Genomic DNA, 15,914 nt, shown 5'->3' with positions numbered 1-15,914 from the left:
AGCATATATATTTTGAAATGTTTTTGAATTATTATTTTCTATTTCTTTTATATTATAGCTTGAAGAGTAATAATTATTATAAAAATTATTAATTTCTTTTGAATTATAGGAGTATGCTTTATTTGTTATAATAGTTATTATAATTAAATATATTATAGTTTTTATTCTCATTAAAGAAATCCTGTTTTTAAAATTGTTAGTATAGTTATATAATTTGTTAGTATATTCTAACATTTAAAATAAAAAAATCAATATATAAAATATAATTTCGCTAATTTTTTTAATTAATTGAGTTTAAATATTAAAATTAAATGTAGAAAAAAAATAATAAAAAGTTAAAAAAATATACATATGATATGTATGATAATTGAAAAAAAAATTATATTAGTATATCATTACTGTAAATAAAAATTCATTGGAGGAAACATGGCTGTATCTAAAAAAAAGTCAGCAGAAAAAGCTTCGTCAAAATCTAGTAAGAAAACTGCAGCAGCTAAAAAAACTGCAGCTAGTAAAAAAGCAGTAAAAACAGCAGAGAAAAAAATACCTGCTCCAAAATATTATGTATCAGAAGTTCCATTAAAGACAGCTGATAGAGAGATATTTGCTGCAATGAAAAATGAGTATAAAAGGGAAGTTAATGGTTTTGAGTTAATAGCAAGTGAGAATATAGTTTCACGTGCTGTTATGGAAGCTCAGGGCTCAATATTTACAAATAAATATGCTGAAGGCTATCCGTCAAGAAGATATTATGGCGGATGCAGTGAAGTTGATATTGTTGAAAACTTAGCTAGAGAAAGAGCAAAAAAACTATTTAAAGCACCATTTATAAATGTGCAGCCTCATTCTGGCTCTCAGGCTAATATGGGCGTTTATATGGCTGTACTTCAGCCGGGTGATACTTGTTTAGGTTTATCTCTTGATGCAGGCGGACATTTAACTCATGGAAAAAATGTAAACTTTTCTGGTAAGATATATAATTTTGAACATTACAGTGTTAGAAAAGATACTATGCAGATTGACTATGATGAAGTAAGAGATATAGCCAAAAGAGTTAAGCCTAAATTAATAGTAGCAGGCGGAAGTGCTTATCCTAGAGTAATTGATTTTAAAAAGTTTAGAGAGATAGCAGATGAGGTTGGAGCTATGTTAATGGTAGACATGGCACATATTTCAGGACTAGTAGCAGCAGGACTTCACCCAAATCCTGTTAAACATGCCCATTTTGTTACTGGAACTACTCATAAAACTTTGAGAGGACCTAGGGGCGGATATATTATTTCTACTGAAGAAGATTTAGCTAAAAAAGTAGATAAAACAATATTTCCGGGTATACAAGGCGGACCTTTAATGCATGTTATAGCTGCTAAAGCTGTATGTTTTAAAGAGGCATTAGACCCTAAATTTGTTAAATATCAGGAACAGGTTTTAAAAAATGCTGAAGCTATGTCTAATATGTTTTTATCAAAAGGATATGAATTAGTTTCAGGCGGAACAGATACTCATTTAATATTAGTTGATGTAAAAAAATCTAAAGGTATAACAGGACAAGTTGCTGAAACAGTTTTAGATAAAGCACATATCACTACAAATAAAAACGGTATACCTTATGATACAGAATCTCCAATGGTTACAAGCGGTATAAGACTTGGTACTCCTGCTATAACTACAAGAGGTTTAAAAGAAAAAGATGTTATGGAATTAACTCAGTATATTGATGAGGTTTTAAGTAATAGTGATAATGAAAAAGTGATAAACTCTGTGGCAAAAAAAGTTGCTGCTTTATGTAAAAAATTCCCAATGTATAAATATATATCTGAGATGTAATTTTTTATATATTGTAGGTTTATTATTGTAAATAAAAGGGAGTGATTTTTTAATCCTCCCTTTATTTTTTATTAAATCGTTTTTATATAAGTTCTATATATTCTAGTACTTTATCTATTCTATCTACTGCAATATCAGCTCCATTTTTTAATAATTCTTCTTTGCTGTAGGTATTTGTAATTGCAGCCGTTTTTATACCAGTTTTTTTAGCTCCTATTACTCCTGCAATACTGTCTTCAAATATTATTACATCTTCTTTTTTTATATTATTGTTATATTTTTTTAAAAGTTCAAAAGCATTAAGAAATAAATCTGCTTCAGGTTTTGCTCTTAGTTTTTCATTATGACAGGAATAGTCTTTTATATATTTTGCTATAGATTTTTTTTCAGCCATTCTTTTTACATAATCTATATTACTGTTTGAAGCTATAACAATATCAATACTTTTTAATCTTTCCAATGTTTCAATAACACCATCAAATGTTTCCAAATCTGTTTCTATTATTTCATGAAAATAAACTTCTGCCTCTTTAAAAAAATTATCAGGTACATAGTATCCGTTATTTTTTAGAAAATTATATATATCATTAGTTTGATATCCAGCCAATGATTTGAAATCAAAGTCTTTAAGTGTATTCATTTCGGATGCAGTATGAATTAGTGCTTTTGTATATAAACTTTCGCTGTCAACTAAAGTACCGTCAAAATCAAATATAGCTCCTTTTATTTTTATAGTATTCATAGAATTTTCCTTAAGCGATTTTTGTTATCAAGAATTGTATATTTATTTATATCAAAATCAAGATAAAAAATTAATAAAAAATTTGTATTGTTTGATAATAAATTACATATGTGTTATAATTCTTTTAGTAGGCTATTTTATGAAAAATATGATAATCCAAATTTTTAAGGAGTATATATTATGGGTTTAAAATTAATTATTGCAAAAGATGCTAAAGGAGTAGGAAAAAAAACAGCCGCAGAAATCATTAATTTACTAAAGGTAAAAAAAGATGCAGTTTTAGGTCTTGCTACAGGAGGTACTGCTGAGGCTGTGTATCCTTATCTAATAAAAGCCTATGAGAAAAAAGAAATAGATTTTAAAAATGTTAAGTCTGTAAACTTAGATGAGTATAAAGGATTAGACCCAAAAAATGAACAAAGCTATAGATATTTTATGAATAAAAATTTATTTGACCATGTTAATATTGATAAGAAAAATACTTTTGTTCCAAGCGGTATAGGTGAAAAAGAAAAAATATTAGATGATTTCAATAAAAAAATAGAAAAATTTCCTAGAGATATACAATTATTAGGAGTAGGTCCTAATGGTCATATAGCATTTAATGAGCCTGATGAAGTTTTGCATGCAAATGCTTTGTGTGTCAAACTCAATGAAAAAACTATAAAAGCTAATTCAAGATTTTTTGCCTCAGAAAAAGATGTTCCTAAAGAAGCATTCAGTATGGGTATGGGAGGAATATTAAAAGCTAAAAAAATAGTTATAGCTGCTATCGGTAAAGGAAAGGCTTCCGCTATGAAAGAGCTTTTAACTAATGATAAAATTACTACTAAATGTCCTGTTACATTTTTAAAACTTCATAATGATGTAGTTGTTGTTATAGATCAGGAATTGGCTGACGCTATACCAGAACTTAAAGAGAAAAAAGCTAATAAAAAATAATTAAAAAAATAATACTTATAATTTAGGGCAGCTTATAATGCTGTCCTTTTTATATTATTCTTTGAAAATGGTTATATAGATATATAAATTTAAGTATAGGATTTTGTATATGAAAAAGAAAGCTGTTTTAATAGTGGTAGACAGCTGCGGAGTAGGTGCTTTGCCTGATGCAGCTCTATTTGGTGATGAAGGAGTTAATACACTTGCTCATTTAGCCGAAGCTGAAGGCGGAATAAGTCTTCCTAATATGGAGCAAATGGGACTTGGGAATATTATAGATATAAAGGGAGTTGCCAAAAATAATAATGCTTTAGGATATTATGGAAAGGCTATGGAAACTTCTAAGGCAAAGGATACTACTACAGGACATTGGGAAATAGCAGGACTTGTTTCGGAAAAGCCTTTTAATACATATCCTAATGGTTTTCCAGAAATTACTATAAAAAATATAGAAGAGTTTTCAAAAAGAAGGGTAGTATGTAATAAACCTTATTCTGGAACTGAAGTAATAGATGATTATGCAGACGAACAATTAAAAGACGGTGCTTTGATAGTATACACTTCTGCAGATTCTGTACTTCAAATTGCAGCTCATGAAGATATAATATCTATAGATGAATTATATAGTATATGCAAAAAAGCTCTTGAAATATGTAATGAATATTCACCTGTAGCAAGAGTTATAGCTCGTCCTTATATAGGAACTAAAGGCAGTTATAAAAGAACAGAAAGAAGACATGATTATTCTGTGCCTCCAAGCGGAGAAACTATGCTTGATAGATTAAAAAATCATAATCTTCCAGTTGTCGGAATAGGAAAAACAAGCGATATATTTGCAGGAGTGGGCATTACCGAAAACAGACTCACAAATAAAAATAATCTTGACGGCATAGAAAAAACTATAAAAGCTATTAAGGAAATTAATGAAGGATTAATATTTACCAATTTGGTTGATTTTGATATGCTTTATGGTCATAGAAGAGATACTAAAGGATATAAAAATGCTTTGGAAGAGTTTGATAAATATATACCAGAGATGACTGATAATTTGAATGATGATGATTTATTTATTATAACAGCAGACCATGGATGCGATCCTACATATAAAGGAAGTGATCATACAAGGGAGTATATTCCTATATTAGCATATGGAAAAAATTTAAAAAAGAATATTAATATAGGAGAGAAAGATTCATTTGTATCAATAGCCGCTTCAATAGAAAAACATCTTCTAGGGTGTACAAAATTAGAAGGCTGTTTCTTGTAATTGTCAATAGACTTGTTTCAAAACTAAATTAAGAAATATTTATACTGTTTTGATTTTTAGTATTTTTATAACTGGGGCTTTGCCCCAGACCACACTTCTTTTGCCGAATAGGCACCTACTCGGTGGTGCCCCAAAGAAGCAAAAATACTGCATATTTACATGCTAATATAATAATTTATATAACATGTAAAACATTATTTTTATGATTGATAAATTGTTAAATTTTTATATATAATCTTATCAAGTACTTTTGAAACAAGTTTAATATCATTTAATAACTGAGGAAAAACTATCTCCAGTTATTAATATTAATATATTTGTACTTTTGCATATTTGATAAAGTCTACATTAACTAGAAAGAGCAATAATAAACTATAAAACTTAAAAATTTTTATTATTATTACTTAATAACATATTTTGCTTCTTTATATAGATAAATACTATTATAATTATTCATATCTTTAAATCTAAACTCCCAAACTAAATATTCCTTATTTCTTTTTTCAAAAAATAATATGGCAAATTTTTATTTATATATTTATGTAAATTATTATATTAAAGTTCATATATGTTAAAACCTTACTTTTACAGAATTGGCATGTGCTTCTAAACTTTCATGCTCTGCAAAGTTAATTATATTGTCTTTCACTTTTTCTAATGCTTCTTTAGTGTAGTAGGTTATATAAGATTTTTTTATAAAGTCATCTACTGATAATGGAGATGCAAACTTAGCTGTTCCGCTTGTAGGTATTACATGATTAGCACCTGATAAATAATCTCCCAATGCTTCAGGAGTATAATCACCCAAAAATATTGACCCTGCATTTTTTATTTTGCTTAATACAGAGAAAGGATCTTTTATACTTATCTCCAAATGCTCTGGAGCTATTTCATTGCTTATATATACTGCTTCATCTATAGTTTCAGTTAATATTATTCTGCCGTTATTTTCTATAGATTCTATCGCTATATCCCTACGGCTTAATTTTTCTAATTGTTTATATAATTCTTCTTTTACTTTTTCTGATATATTTTTACTTGTTGTGATTAATATGCTTGAAGCTAATTTATCATGTTCAGCTTGTGCAAGCATATCAGAGGCTATATGTATTGGATTTGCAGTTTCATCTGCTATTATTAATACTTCACTTGGTCCTGCCACCATATCTATAGACACTTCTCCATATACAAGTCTTTTAGCCATAGCAACATATATATTTCCTGGTCCTACTATTTTATATACTTTTGGTATAGACTCTGTACCGTAACTTAAAGCCGCTATTGCCTGAGCTCCTCCTGTTTTAAATACTTTATTTACTCCAGCTATTTTTGCTGCAGCAAGTATATTATCATTAATTTTTCCTTCTTTGTTTGGAGGTGATACTAATATTATTTCGCTTACTCCAGCTACTTTTGCAGGTATAACATTCATAAGCACTGTTGAAGGATAAACTGCTGTGCCGCCCGGTATATAAACACCTACTTTTTCTATAGGGTTTACAATCTGACCCATAACAATGCCGTCTTCTTCATTGGTTATAAAACTGTTTTTTAATTGTTTTTTATGGAATTTTTCTATATTGTTATAAGCTAGTTTTAATGTTTCTTTAAACTTTTCATCAACTCTATTATATGCTTCTTCTATCTCTTTTTCTGTTACTTTTAAATTATCTATTTTAGCATTATCAAACATTTCAGCATACTTTTTTAAAGCATTATCTCCGTTTTGTTTAACATCTTCAAGTATTGCTTTTACCTTTTCATTAACATCATCATAGCTAAATTGACTTCTTAATAATATATCATCTAATGATTGGCATTCTTTATAATTAATTACTTTTATCATAATACTAATTCCTTATAAAACTTCTTCTATATTTTTTACTATTTTTTTTATTAAATCATTTTTAAACTTATAGCTTACTTTATTAACTATTAGCCTTGCACTTATATAATCAATAATATCTTTTATAACTACAAGGTTATTTTCTCTTAAAGTGCTTCCAGTCTCTACTATATCAACTATCACATCAGATAAATTGAGTATAGGGGCTAATTCAATAGAGCCGTTTAATTTTATTATCTCAACGTCTCTGTTTATAGAATTAAAATAATTTTTTGATATATTAACATACTTTGTAGCAACCCTTAATCTTCTCTCAATATCTTCTTTATATCCGTTGACAGAAGCCATACAAACCTTACATTTTCCAAATTTCAAATCAAGAAGCTCATATACATCATGATTATTTTCAAGAAGTATATCTTTTCCTACAATACCAATATCAGCAACTCCTTTCTCAACATATATTCCGACATCTGATGGCTTTACTATAAGGTATCTTACATTTTTATCCTTATTTTCAAATACTAATTTTCTGTTATCTTCCAATAGTTCTTTGTTTTCATATCCTATTTTTTCAAACAGAGTATACACTTTATTTACTAATCTTCCTTTAGGTAATGCTATATTAATCATATTCATATTCTTTTTTATATTATAAAATTATTTAAAAAATATTATAATGTATAAGGAACATTTTTTCAAATAGTAATAGAGTTGTTTCTAAACTATTTTAATAATTATTGGTTGGATTTATAAGAAACTTGTTACTAAAATCTTTATATTACAGTTGATTACAAGTGTAATGTTTTTTATTGGATTTTTTGTGGCGGAAATACTAATACAATAAAAAATTAATAGAACTGCTTGAGCAGTTTACTAATAATAATTTTAAATGTTAAATATAAAAAGAGATGCTTAAGAAAACATCTCTTTTTTTAGTATTTTTCATAAACCGCTATTCTTTCATAAACCTTGTTTTAATCGTCCCATTTTTGTCCCATTAACTGTCCATTAGCTGATACGAATAATTCCATCATATTATTAAGTTTTATTTTATAATTACCCCATTCTTTCTCTACATCTATCATTCTAGCCTGAGGATAAGATCTTCTTACTGTATTGGCAACTGCCTGAGGCAATACGCTCATAGGTACTCCGTTATATTCTCCGTCTATATTAAGCCAAGTTCCGTTAGCTGAAAAGTCTATAGAAGCTCCGTTTGATAATTTAACTTCAAATTTTCCTCCATCTCTCTCCACTTTCCATATTTGTGCCTGAGGATAAACTCTTTTTATAAATGTTCTTGCTCTTTGTGGAAGTGCAGAAGCAGGTACTACCCAATCAGCAAAAAGACTTGAAGTCGAAATTACTGTTAATGTTATTAATAAAGCAAATAATTTTTTAGTCATATTTAATCTCCTTAATTTCTATTAATACCCTGTAAATTATCTTTACAATTATAAGTATAGCAGAAAAGCTATTAATGTCAATAGAATTTACTTTATTTTTACAATTTTTTTACAGAATAATTATTTTTTTATTAATATACACTACATATCAAACATTATATAAAAATATATATTAAACTTTTATATATGCTAGTAAATATTCTTTACTTTATATAATTATACTTGTTTCAAAAATACTTGACAAGATTAAATATAAAATTACAAAATACTAAAAAATAAAATAGTATAATTTTTATTAATTAAGTTTTAAAACAAATCTATTTTATAAATAATGAGATTAAAAATATCATTTTTACAATCATTTTTAATAAGTGTTTTATTAAATAAAAAATGTACGGATTTATTTATGAAAAATAAGATTTATTTTGCTATACCTATAATAGCATTAGCATTAATAATAGCGATTTCTTTTTACAGAAGCAGAGATAAATACATAAGAACAACTCTAATAATAAGTGATACAATACTCAATATAACGGCACAAACTTCTGATAAAGTTATGAGTAAGTTAACACAGGATATTACAAATGAGATTAACAGAATAGATAATATATTAAATCCATATAATGTTAATTCTGAAATAGCTAAAATAAATAAAGAAAGTTTAGGCGGTGAAACTAATATAGCAGTATCTGATGAGCTTGCACATATATTTGAAACAGGTTTGAGATATTCTAAATTAAGCTCTTCATTTGATATAAGTATAAGACCCTTAATAGAGCTTTGGGGATTTGGCGTTAAAGAAAATCAAACTGTTCCATTAAAAGAAGATATAGATAAGGCCTTGTCATACATAGATTATTCAGCTTTGAGTATAATAACAAATGATGATGGTAAAAAAATGTTAAAATTATCAAAGCCATTAACATTTGATTTCGGATCATATGGAAAAGGATATATAATAGAAAAATTAAAAGATGTATTTGCTAAAAATAATATAAAAAATTATTTAATAGATTATGGCGGAGATACATATGCTAACGGAATAAATAGTAAGGGCAATCCTTGGGTTATAGCGATAAGAAATCCTAGAAATGATGCTGACGGTTATTTAGGATTACTAGAAGCTACAAATTGTACTATAGTTACAAGCGGCGATTATGAAAGATATTTTACTCAGGACGGTACTAATTATCATCATATAATAGATGCTGAAATAGGGTACCCTACCTATAATAGTATATCTGCTACAATAGTACATACCAATGCTGAAGAGGCGGATGCATTATCTACTACTGCATTTTTGATGGGTACTAACTTTTTCACAAATGAAGCTTTTAAATATAAAGAGGCTTATATAGTAACTCCAGAAGGAGAGCTTTATATTGTAACTAATGAAAATTTTTAAGTTTATAAATTTTTTATTAAACTTTTGGAAGAGTTGCTTCCGACACTATACCTAATGGTACTTCCTTCGGTCGTAGTAAGACTTCGTCGGCACGCTTCGCGAAAGTGCAAGTATTAAAATGATTATCAAATTGTATTAATTATATTTGAGAATAAATTATAAAATTTAGACTAAAATATAACATTAGCATTTGCAGGTAAAGATAAGTTTTAAATTTGAAAATAATATATTTTAATCACTATAAATAATATAGAATAGTTTTGCAAAAAAGTCCGATTTTAATTGCTTATAAATTTCACTTTTTATATATAAGAGTTGTTTATATATAAAATTAAGTATAATTTTATAAGAGTAAGGTAAATTTACTTATGATTAAATATAATGTGAAGAAAAGTGTTTATATTTTTAATTAATATTCTATTATTTTATTTTCTAATAATGTTTGATAATGTGTTAAAAACTTGATAAAATAATATTTTTTCATATTTTCTTGACAATCATATTATTATTTATATACTTTTAAATAAAGGGGGGATTATATGCATAAAAAAGTAAAAAAATTAAATTTAAAAAAAACTAATAATATGTTAACCGAACATAAACTTGATGATGGAACAATAGTAAAACTTAATCCTACAGTTACAAGAATAGTATTGTTTGATAATAAAAATAAAGTTAATTAATAATTATACTAGAGTATTATTATCAAATATGTATTTTTGTTTATAATTATATTCAGTATTATATTCATCAGTATACATATCTGTTCTCACTTTCTTTCCTTCTCTTATAAAACTATGTACTTTATTCAATAATTCTTTTTCATCACCGCTTTTATATAGTATTAATATATCAAAGTCATACTCATTTTTTTCTGTATTTTTTTTGTATAATTTATCCATATAAACTGCAAAGCCTATTGCATTTTTTTTATTTTTATTTTGTGTATGAGCATTGAATTTGTCTAATAATTTATCGTATCTTCCTCCAGAAAGTACAGCATCATTATTTCCTTTTATATATCCTTTAAAAATTATACCATTATAATATCCTAATTTGCTTTCTATAGAAAAATCTAAGAGTATATTTTCAAAGTTATTATAGTTTTCAAATACCACTAATAGGCTTTTTAATTCATCATATGCCTGCTGCATTTTTCGTTTATTATTATATTTTCTATTTTTTCTAATACTTCTTTATAATTTCCAGACATATCTATTAATGATATAATATAGCTTTTTAATTTATCGTCTATATTATTTGATATTAATGTTTTTTCTAAATCATGTTTATTTTTGTTGTATATTAATTTAAGAATTTCTAATTTTTTATCTTCATCTAGGTTAAGCTCATCTATTAAAGCAGACATAAAATCTATGCTTGATATTTCGAGTATATATTCTTTATTGATTGATTTTAAACTATCTATTGCCATACTTATAATTTCTAAATTTGAATATTTAGTTAAAGTTCCTATTATTTCAACGCCTACTTGTTGTATTTCTTCATACTCATTTGAAACTTCATCTATTTTATAAATATCTTCTATGTAGTATAACTTTTTTGTGTATTTATCATTATCTTTTAGAACTTTTTTAACTATAGATAATGTAACATCTGGTCTTAATGACTGAAGATTTCCATTTAGATTCATAAATGTTAATATATGTTCTGTTTGAAGAAAATCTTTATAATTATTATATAAATTATAATCTTCAAATTTGCTTAATTTTATTTTTTTATATCCGTACTCTTCATATATTTTTGTTAATTTAGAAACTATAGTATTTTCATTCATGATATTTATTTCTTCTTTTTTTAAGATTATTTTGAAAAATATTATAATCTAAAAATAAAAAAATAACCATATACAGTAATTAAAAATATTTATTTAAATAAATTTTACAACAATAAAAATTAAGTGTTGACTTATTAATTTTTTTTAATATACTAAAATTTTATATATAAAAAAGAGATTATTTTATGAAGAAATATTTATTTATATTATCATTTATGTTTATAGTATTATTTTCAGAGCAGGAATGCAAAGGACCAGATGGCGACAGTAAACCAACTCCTTTTAGAAAAGAATCAGCTTTTATTGGCTACAAATATTATTTGGATGTTGAAGGGCTTTTTTACAGCATAATAATATTTTCAGGTATTGCTTTGCCTTTACTTTATATAGTTAATAAAAAAATAGACTGATAAAATATATTTTTTGGAGATAATTTATGATAAATATGGAAGATTTAGTTGATGTAGAAGATGCTAATATAAAAGAAGATGATTGGGAGTTGTATAAAGTATTTAAACCTATGAAAGTTTTTGGCAAACATTTGGAAACATTATTTGATATAGGTATACATAAAGTTTGGAAACTTGAAGATATTATTAATAATTTGAAATCTCATGTTAATATATTATCAGACTCAAGAGAGGAGCTTAAAAATGCCTATGGAGACTTTATGTTTAAAGATGTAGATGATGATTGGTATAATAATATAGATATATATAAAATACTGATAAAAATAAATGAAGACGGCAGTATAGAATCAAGAGTAGAATGCGGCGATGATGAAAATACATTCAATGTGTATTTTAGAAATAATGATATAGTAAATATTATGGAATCTAATATAAGATAGTATTTAAGCCCATATCATTAAAAGCAGTTTATAAAGAATAGGAAGAAGTACAACAGTTAAAGCTCCAGCAACTCCTATAGCAAGTCCAGACATAGCTCCTTCTGTTTCTCCTATTTCTATAGCCTTACTTGTTCCCACAGCATGCGAAGATGTTCCTATTGCAAGCCCTATAGCTAGAGGCGATTTTATTTTAAATATTTTGCATACAAATGGAGCGATTATAGCACCAACCACTCCTGAAATAATAACCGATAAAACAGTAATAGATCTCATTCCTCCCATATTTGCAGTAATATCTACAGCAATTGCAGTTGTAACTGATTTTGTTAATAGAGAAGGGAATAACTCTTCAGATATACCGAGTAATTTTGCTGATATAAATATACCAGTTATTCCTATAGAGCTTCCTATTGCTATGCTTATTAATATAACAGCTAGATTTGCTTTAAGTATAGGTAGGTTTCTATATATAGGGAGGGCTAAAACTACAGTTGCAGGTCCTACAAGAGCGTTTATAAATTTACCGCCGCTTTCATTGTATACATTATATGGTACTTTCATAAAGTATAGAGAAAAACCAACTAATATTACACTAGTTACTAGCGGGGTTAGTATAGGAAGTTTAGTTTTTATATATATTGTGTATGATATAATGTATGCTATTAGAGTCATTACTATTGGTATTATAGGATTTTGTATAAATAGTTCTTTCATAATTGATCTCCTGACTAATTTAGTATTATACTATTTTCTTAATTTTGATAATAATTTTTCGAGTATTTGTGCAGATAATCCAGTAGCCGCCATAATAACAACTACCATAAATACACATATGATTACAAAAGGTATAATTTCATCTTTTACATATTTGTATTCGTCCATTATAGCTAAAGTACCCGGTATAAAAAGCATTGACATGTTTGCTATTAATATATCGCTTGCTTCATCTATGTGATTTTCTTTTACTATTCCAAGCATAAGCAGTATAAATAGAAGTATCATTCCTATTACATTACCTGGTATTGGAAGTTTCAATGTTTTGCTTAAAATATCAGCGATAGAGTATATAGAAAAAATGATTGTAAATTGTTTAATGAGTTTCATATTTAATTTTCCGTTTTTAAAATAAAAAAATTTGCTATAAATTATATATATATCTTATCTGTTTTTCAATAGTTTAATACTATTAAAAATAATGTTTTTATAGTTTTATATAAAACATTATTTTTGTATTTAGTTATTGACATAAATTATTTTTAGGTATATAATAGGATACCTTGTAAATTATAGGTGATATAAATTTGAGGAGCTAACAATGGCAGGTGCTAAAGTAAAAACCGAACAAATACATCTTCAATGTACAGAATGTAAAAGAAAAAATTATATAACAACTAAAAATAAACAAAATGTACCAGAAAAATTAGAGCTAAAAAAATATTGTCCTCATGATAAAAAACATACAATTCATAAGGAATTAAAAGTATCAAGATAAATAATTCTTTTTAAAGAGGATATATTTATAAATTTTGGGTCAGTAGTTCAATTGGTAGAGCACCGGTCTCCAAAACCGGGTGTTGCAGGTTCGACTCCTGTCTGACCTGAATGATTCTTAATTATTAAAAAAAATAATTTAAGGTAAGCTTTATGGCAGATAAAAAGAAAAATAGTTTTTTGAATTCTATACAAGAAATTAAGAAAGAGCTTTTTGAAAGAAGTGTATGGCCTACTCGTCAAGATGTTATAAATCAAACAGTTGTGGTGATAATTTTGCTTATAGCAGCTTCTATTTTTTTGGGTGCTGCTGACTATGTTGTGACATTTGTGGTTAGGGCTTTGTTGGACGGTTCTATTTTAGGTGGTTTGATATCTTCAAAAATTACATTGGTGTTGGTATTGGCTGTAGTTGTTTTGTTTGTAATATATTTTGCTATTCGCTACATGAGAAAAAATAGATATAATAGGTGAAAAATATGTCTGAAGAAATGGCTGATATAAAAGATTATAAATGGTATATAGTTCATACTCAGCATGGTTATGAAAATAAAGTTCGTGAACGTATAGAGAAAAGGGCTAAAGAAAATGGCATGTCTGATTTAATAGTTGATATATATATACCTTCTGAAACTGTAACTTCTACAAAAAATGGAAAGAAAGTATCTAAAGAAGAATTTTTTTATCCGGGCTATGTTTTAGTAAAGATGGTTATGAATGATGCAACACAGTCTATGGTTAGACGTACTCCTGGTGTTGCAGGCTTTATAGGCAGTCATGCTACAACTAAGGAAGAAGGTAATATAATACCTACTCCTTTAAGTGAGGCAGATGTTGCTCGTATATTTGAAAATAGAGATGAGAAATCTAAAACAGAAATAAATGAAATTATAGGAATGGAATTTGATATAGGTGAAAAGGTTCAGGTAATAGACGGGCCTTTCAATGGTTTGAATGGAGTTATAGAGAATATTAATTCTGATAAGGGAAAAGTAACTGTGAAAATAGAAATATTTGGCAGAAGTACTCCTACAGAATTAGAGTTTAGTAAAGTAAAGAAATTATAAAAATAAATAAATCAAGAGGTAGTAAAAATGGCTAAAAGAGTAGTTGGTATTGTAAAGGTTCGCATACCGGGCGGAGAGGCAACACCTGCTCCACCATTAGGACCAGCATTGGGTCAGAAGCAGATACAAATAGCCGCTTTCGTTAAAGATTTTAATGCTAAAACTTCTAAAATGAAAGGGCAAATATTAAATACCTATATAACAGTGTATGAAGATAAAACCTATACATTTGTTACTAAAGGTACATCTACTTCTACTTTGATTAAGAAAAAATTGGGCATAGAAAAAGGTTCTGGGGAGCCTAATAAAACTAAGGTTGCTACGATCAATCAAAAGCAGCTTGAAGAAATAGCTCAGGAAAAAATGGCTTATATGTCAGCTAATGATATAGAAGCAGCTAAAAAGATAGTTGCGGGTACAGCTCGTGCTATGGGTATAAAAGTAGAATAATATTTTAATAGGCATACCATTTATTAATTTGGATAAATGGAAGTAGACGTTTGAAAGTAAAGGAAGAAAATAATTATGGCAACAAAAGAAAAGAAAATAGGTGGCAAACGTTACGACGCTATACGTAAGCAAGTAGAGAGATTAAAACTCTATTCAGTAGAAGAGGCTATTGATTTAGCTAAGAAAAACGCTACCTGTAAATTTGATGAAACTATTGAGGTAACAATAAACCTTAATATATTACCAAAACACTCAATAAGAGATACATTATCATTCCCAAATGCATTTGGTAAAGAAAAAAGAGTAGTAGTATTTGCTCAAGGTGAGAAAGCTGATGAGGCAAAAGCAGCAGGAGCTATGGAAGTTGGTTTTGAAGATTTAATAGATAAAGTTAAAGGCGGATATACTGACTTTGATGTTGCTATTTCTACACCAGATTTGATGAAAGAAGTAGGTAAATTAGGACAAATTCTCGGAAGAAAAGGTCTTATGCCTAACCCAAAAACAGGAACAGTTACACTTGATATAGCTCAGGCTGTAAAAAGTTTCAAAGCTGGAAGGATGGAATACAGAGCTGATAAAAATGGTATAGTGAGAATGGGTATTGGTAAGGCTTCTATGAATGCTTCTCAATTAAATGAAAATTTCAAAGCATTCTATGATGAGATTTTAAGAAAAAAACCTACAGATTTGAAAGGTGAATACATTAAAGCAGTAGGTGTAACATCTACAATGGGTGTAGGTATAAAAATAGATCATAAAAAAATCAAAATGTAATTAATTTAGCGATAAGCCTGTTTTGTTTTTAGCGAAGTCA

The 15,914-nt window shown here is 27.2% G+C and carries 20 protein-coding genes and 1 tRNA gene; 13 read left to right on the top strand and 8 right to left on the bottom strand.

All coding sequences use genetic code 11. From position 1 onward, the window contains the following. Nucleotides 1–426: 426 nt before the first annotated feature. Nucleotides 427–1,827, top strand: coding sequence for a serine hydroxymethyltransferase (gene glyA, locus KQ44_RS00955; protein ID WP_096735852.1), 1,401 nt, complete (start codon nt 427–429; stop codon nt 1,825–1,827). A gap of 82 nt (nt 1,828–1,909) precedes the next feature. On the opposite strand, the gene KQ44_RS00950 is transcribed toward glyA, so the two are convergent. Then, the gene (locus KQ44_RS00950) at nt 1,910–2,569 is read right to left on the bottom strand and encodes an HAD family phosphatase (protein WP_096735851.1); all 660 of its coding nucleotides are present in this window, start codon (nt 2,567–2,569) and stop codon (nt 1,910–1,912) included. 180 nt (nt 2,570–2,749) lie between these two features. Between KQ44_RS00950 and KQ44_RS00945 the strand changes: the two genes are divergently transcribed. Both KQ44_RS00945 and KQ44_RS00940 read left to right on the top strand, forming a co-directional pair. Then, nucleotides 2,750–3,511, top strand: coding sequence for a glucosamine-6-phosphate deaminase (locus tag KQ44_RS00945; protein ID WP_096735850.1), 762 nt, complete (start codon nt 2,750–2,752; stop codon nt 3,509–3,511). A 109-nt stretch (nt 3,512–3,620) separates the two neighbouring features. After that, nucleotides 3,621–4,778, top strand: coding sequence for a phosphopentomutase (locus tag KQ44_RS00940; protein WP_096735849.1), 1,158 nt, complete (start codon nt 3,621–3,623; stop codon nt 4,776–4,778). A 571-nt stretch (nt 4,779–5,349) separates the two neighbouring features. On the opposite strand, the gene hisD is transcribed toward KQ44_RS00940, so the two are convergent. The 3 genes from hisD to KQ44_RS00925 form a co-directional block, all read right to left on the bottom strand. Then, entirely contained in the window at nt 5,350–6,624 is a 1,275-nt protein-coding gene (gene hisD / locus KQ44_RS00935; protein ID WP_096735848.1) for a histidinol dehydrogenase, read from the bottom strand. A gap of 12 nt (nt 6,625–6,636) precedes the next feature. Beyond that, nucleotides 6,637–7,257, bottom strand: coding sequence for an ATP phosphoribosyltransferase (gene hisG, locus KQ44_RS00930; RefSeq protein WP_096735847.1), 621 nt, complete (start codon nt 7,255–7,257; stop codon nt 6,637–6,639). A 344-nt stretch (nt 7,258–7,601) separates the two neighbouring features. Further along, on the bottom strand, nt 7,602–8,033 hold the full coding sequence (locus KQ44_RS00925) for a PepSY-like domain-containing protein (protein WP_096735846.1): 432 nt from the start codon (nt 8,031–8,033) through the stop codon (nt 7,602–7,604). 406 nt (nt 8,034–8,439) lie between these two features. On the opposite strand from KQ44_RS00925, the gene KQ44_RS00920 reads away from it, so the two are divergent. Continuing rightward, on the top strand, nt 8,440–9,441 hold the full coding sequence (locus KQ44_RS00920) for an FAD:protein FMN transferase (protein WP_096735845.1): 1,002 nt from the start codon (nt 8,440–8,442) through the stop codon (nt 9,439–9,441). Between the two features lie 539 nt (nt 9,442–9,980). Further along, complete coding sequence (locus KQ44_RS14365; RefSeq protein ID WP_168171243.1) at nt 9,981–10,124, top strand: hypothetical protein; 144 nt, start codon at nt 9,981–9,983, stop codon at nt 10,122–10,124. A 3-nt stretch (nt 10,125–10,127) separates the two neighbouring features. Here KQ44_RS14365 and KQ44_RS15350 read toward each other — a convergent pair whose 3' ends face one another. Both KQ44_RS15350 and KQ44_RS15345 read right to left on the bottom strand, forming a co-directional pair. Continuing rightward, a complete protein-coding gene (locus KQ44_RS15350; protein ID WP_276307024.1) occupies nt 10,128–10,595 on the bottom strand; it encodes an ATP phosphoribosyltransferase regulatory subunit in 468 nt (155 codons plus the stop codon). Further along, the gene (locus KQ44_RS15345; protein WP_276307023.1) at nt 10,571–11,239 is read right to left on the bottom strand and encodes an ATP phosphoribosyltransferase regulatory subunit; all 669 of its coding nucleotides are present in this window, start codon (nt 11,237–11,239) and stop codon (nt 10,571–10,573) included. The genes KQ44_RS15350 and KQ44_RS15345 overlap by 25 nt, the downstream gene beginning before the upstream one ends. Before the next feature lie 185 nt (nt 11,240–11,424). Between KQ44_RS15345 and KQ44_RS00910 the strand changes: the two genes are divergently transcribed. Together KQ44_RS00910 and KQ44_RS00905 are read left to right on the top strand one after the other, a co-directional pair. After that, nucleotides 11,425–11,649: a hypothetical protein gene (locus KQ44_RS00910; protein ID WP_096735844.1), complete on the top strand. Its 225-nt coding sequence runs from the start codon at nt 11,425–11,427 to the stop codon at nt 11,647–11,649. Nucleotides 11,650–11,675: 26 nt separating this feature from the next. Then, nucleotides 11,676–12,089 (top strand): hypothetical protein, encoded by a 414-nt coding sequence (locus tag KQ44_RS00905; protein WP_096735843.1) that lies wholly within the window; start codon nt 11,676–11,678, stop codon nt 12,087–12,089. Between the two features lie 3 nt (nt 12,090–12,092). Here KQ44_RS00905 and KQ44_RS00900 read toward each other — a convergent pair whose 3' ends face one another. Next, on the bottom strand, nt 12,093–12,803 hold the full coding sequence (locus KQ44_RS00900) for an LrgB family protein (protein ID WP_096735842.1): 711 nt from the start codon (nt 12,801–12,803) through the stop codon (nt 12,093–12,095). A 30-nt stretch (nt 12,804–12,833) separates the two neighbouring features. Continuing rightward, nucleotides 12,834–13,193 carry a CidA/LrgA family protein gene (locus KQ44_RS00895; protein WP_096735841.1) on the bottom strand — a complete coding sequence of 120 codons (360 nt, stop codon included), beginning with the start codon at nt 13,191–13,193 and terminating at the stop codon, nt 12,834–12,836. 211 nt (nt 13,194–13,404) lie between these two features. Between KQ44_RS00895 and rpmG the strand changes: the two genes are divergently transcribed. From rpmG to rplA, 6 genes are all read left to right on the top strand, one after another. Beyond that, nucleotides 13,405–13,581, top strand: coding sequence for a 50S ribosomal protein L33 (gene rpmG, locus KQ44_RS00890; protein WP_008723772.1), 177 nt, complete (start codon nt 13,405–13,407; stop codon nt 13,579–13,581). A 36-nt stretch (nt 13,582–13,617) separates the two neighbouring features. Then, nucleotides 13,618–13,690, top strand: a tRNA-Trp gene (locus KQ44_RS00885). A gap of 43 nt (nt 13,691–13,733) precedes the next feature. Beyond that, nucleotides 13,734–14,054, top strand: coding sequence for a preprotein translocase subunit SecE (gene secE, locus KQ44_RS00880; RefSeq protein ID WP_096735840.1), 321 nt, complete (start codon nt 13,734–13,736; stop codon nt 14,052–14,054). A gap of 5 nt (nt 14,055–14,059) precedes the next feature. Next, the gene (gene nusG / locus KQ44_RS00875; RefSeq protein ID WP_096735839.1) at nt 14,060–14,647 is read left to right on the top strand and encodes a transcription termination/antitermination protein NusG; all 588 of its coding nucleotides are present in this window, start codon (nt 14,060–14,062) and stop codon (nt 14,645–14,647) included. 27 nt (nt 14,648–14,674) lie between these two features. Beyond that, on the top strand, nt 14,675–15,097 hold the full coding sequence (gene rplK / locus KQ44_RS00870) for a 50S ribosomal protein L11 (protein ID WP_020004949.1): 423 nt from the start codon (nt 14,675–14,677) through the stop codon (nt 15,095–15,097). A 75-nt stretch (nt 15,098–15,172) separates the two neighbouring features. Further along, nucleotides 15,173–15,874, top strand: coding sequence for a 50S ribosomal protein L1 (gene rplA / locus KQ44_RS00865; RefSeq protein WP_013114406.1), 702 nt, complete (start codon nt 15,173–15,175; stop codon nt 15,872–15,874). The last annotated feature ends 40 nt before the right edge of the window (nt 15,875–15,914 follow it).

It is taken from the genome of Brachyspira sp. G79, from assembly GCF_002379365.1.
In the GTDB taxonomy this organism is placed as follows: Bacteria; Spirochaetota; Brachyspiria; order Brachyspirales; family Brachyspiraceae; genus Brachyspira.
Note: the sequence above shows the minus strand (reverse complement) of the source record. Positions and strands in the feature narration are given on the sequence as shown.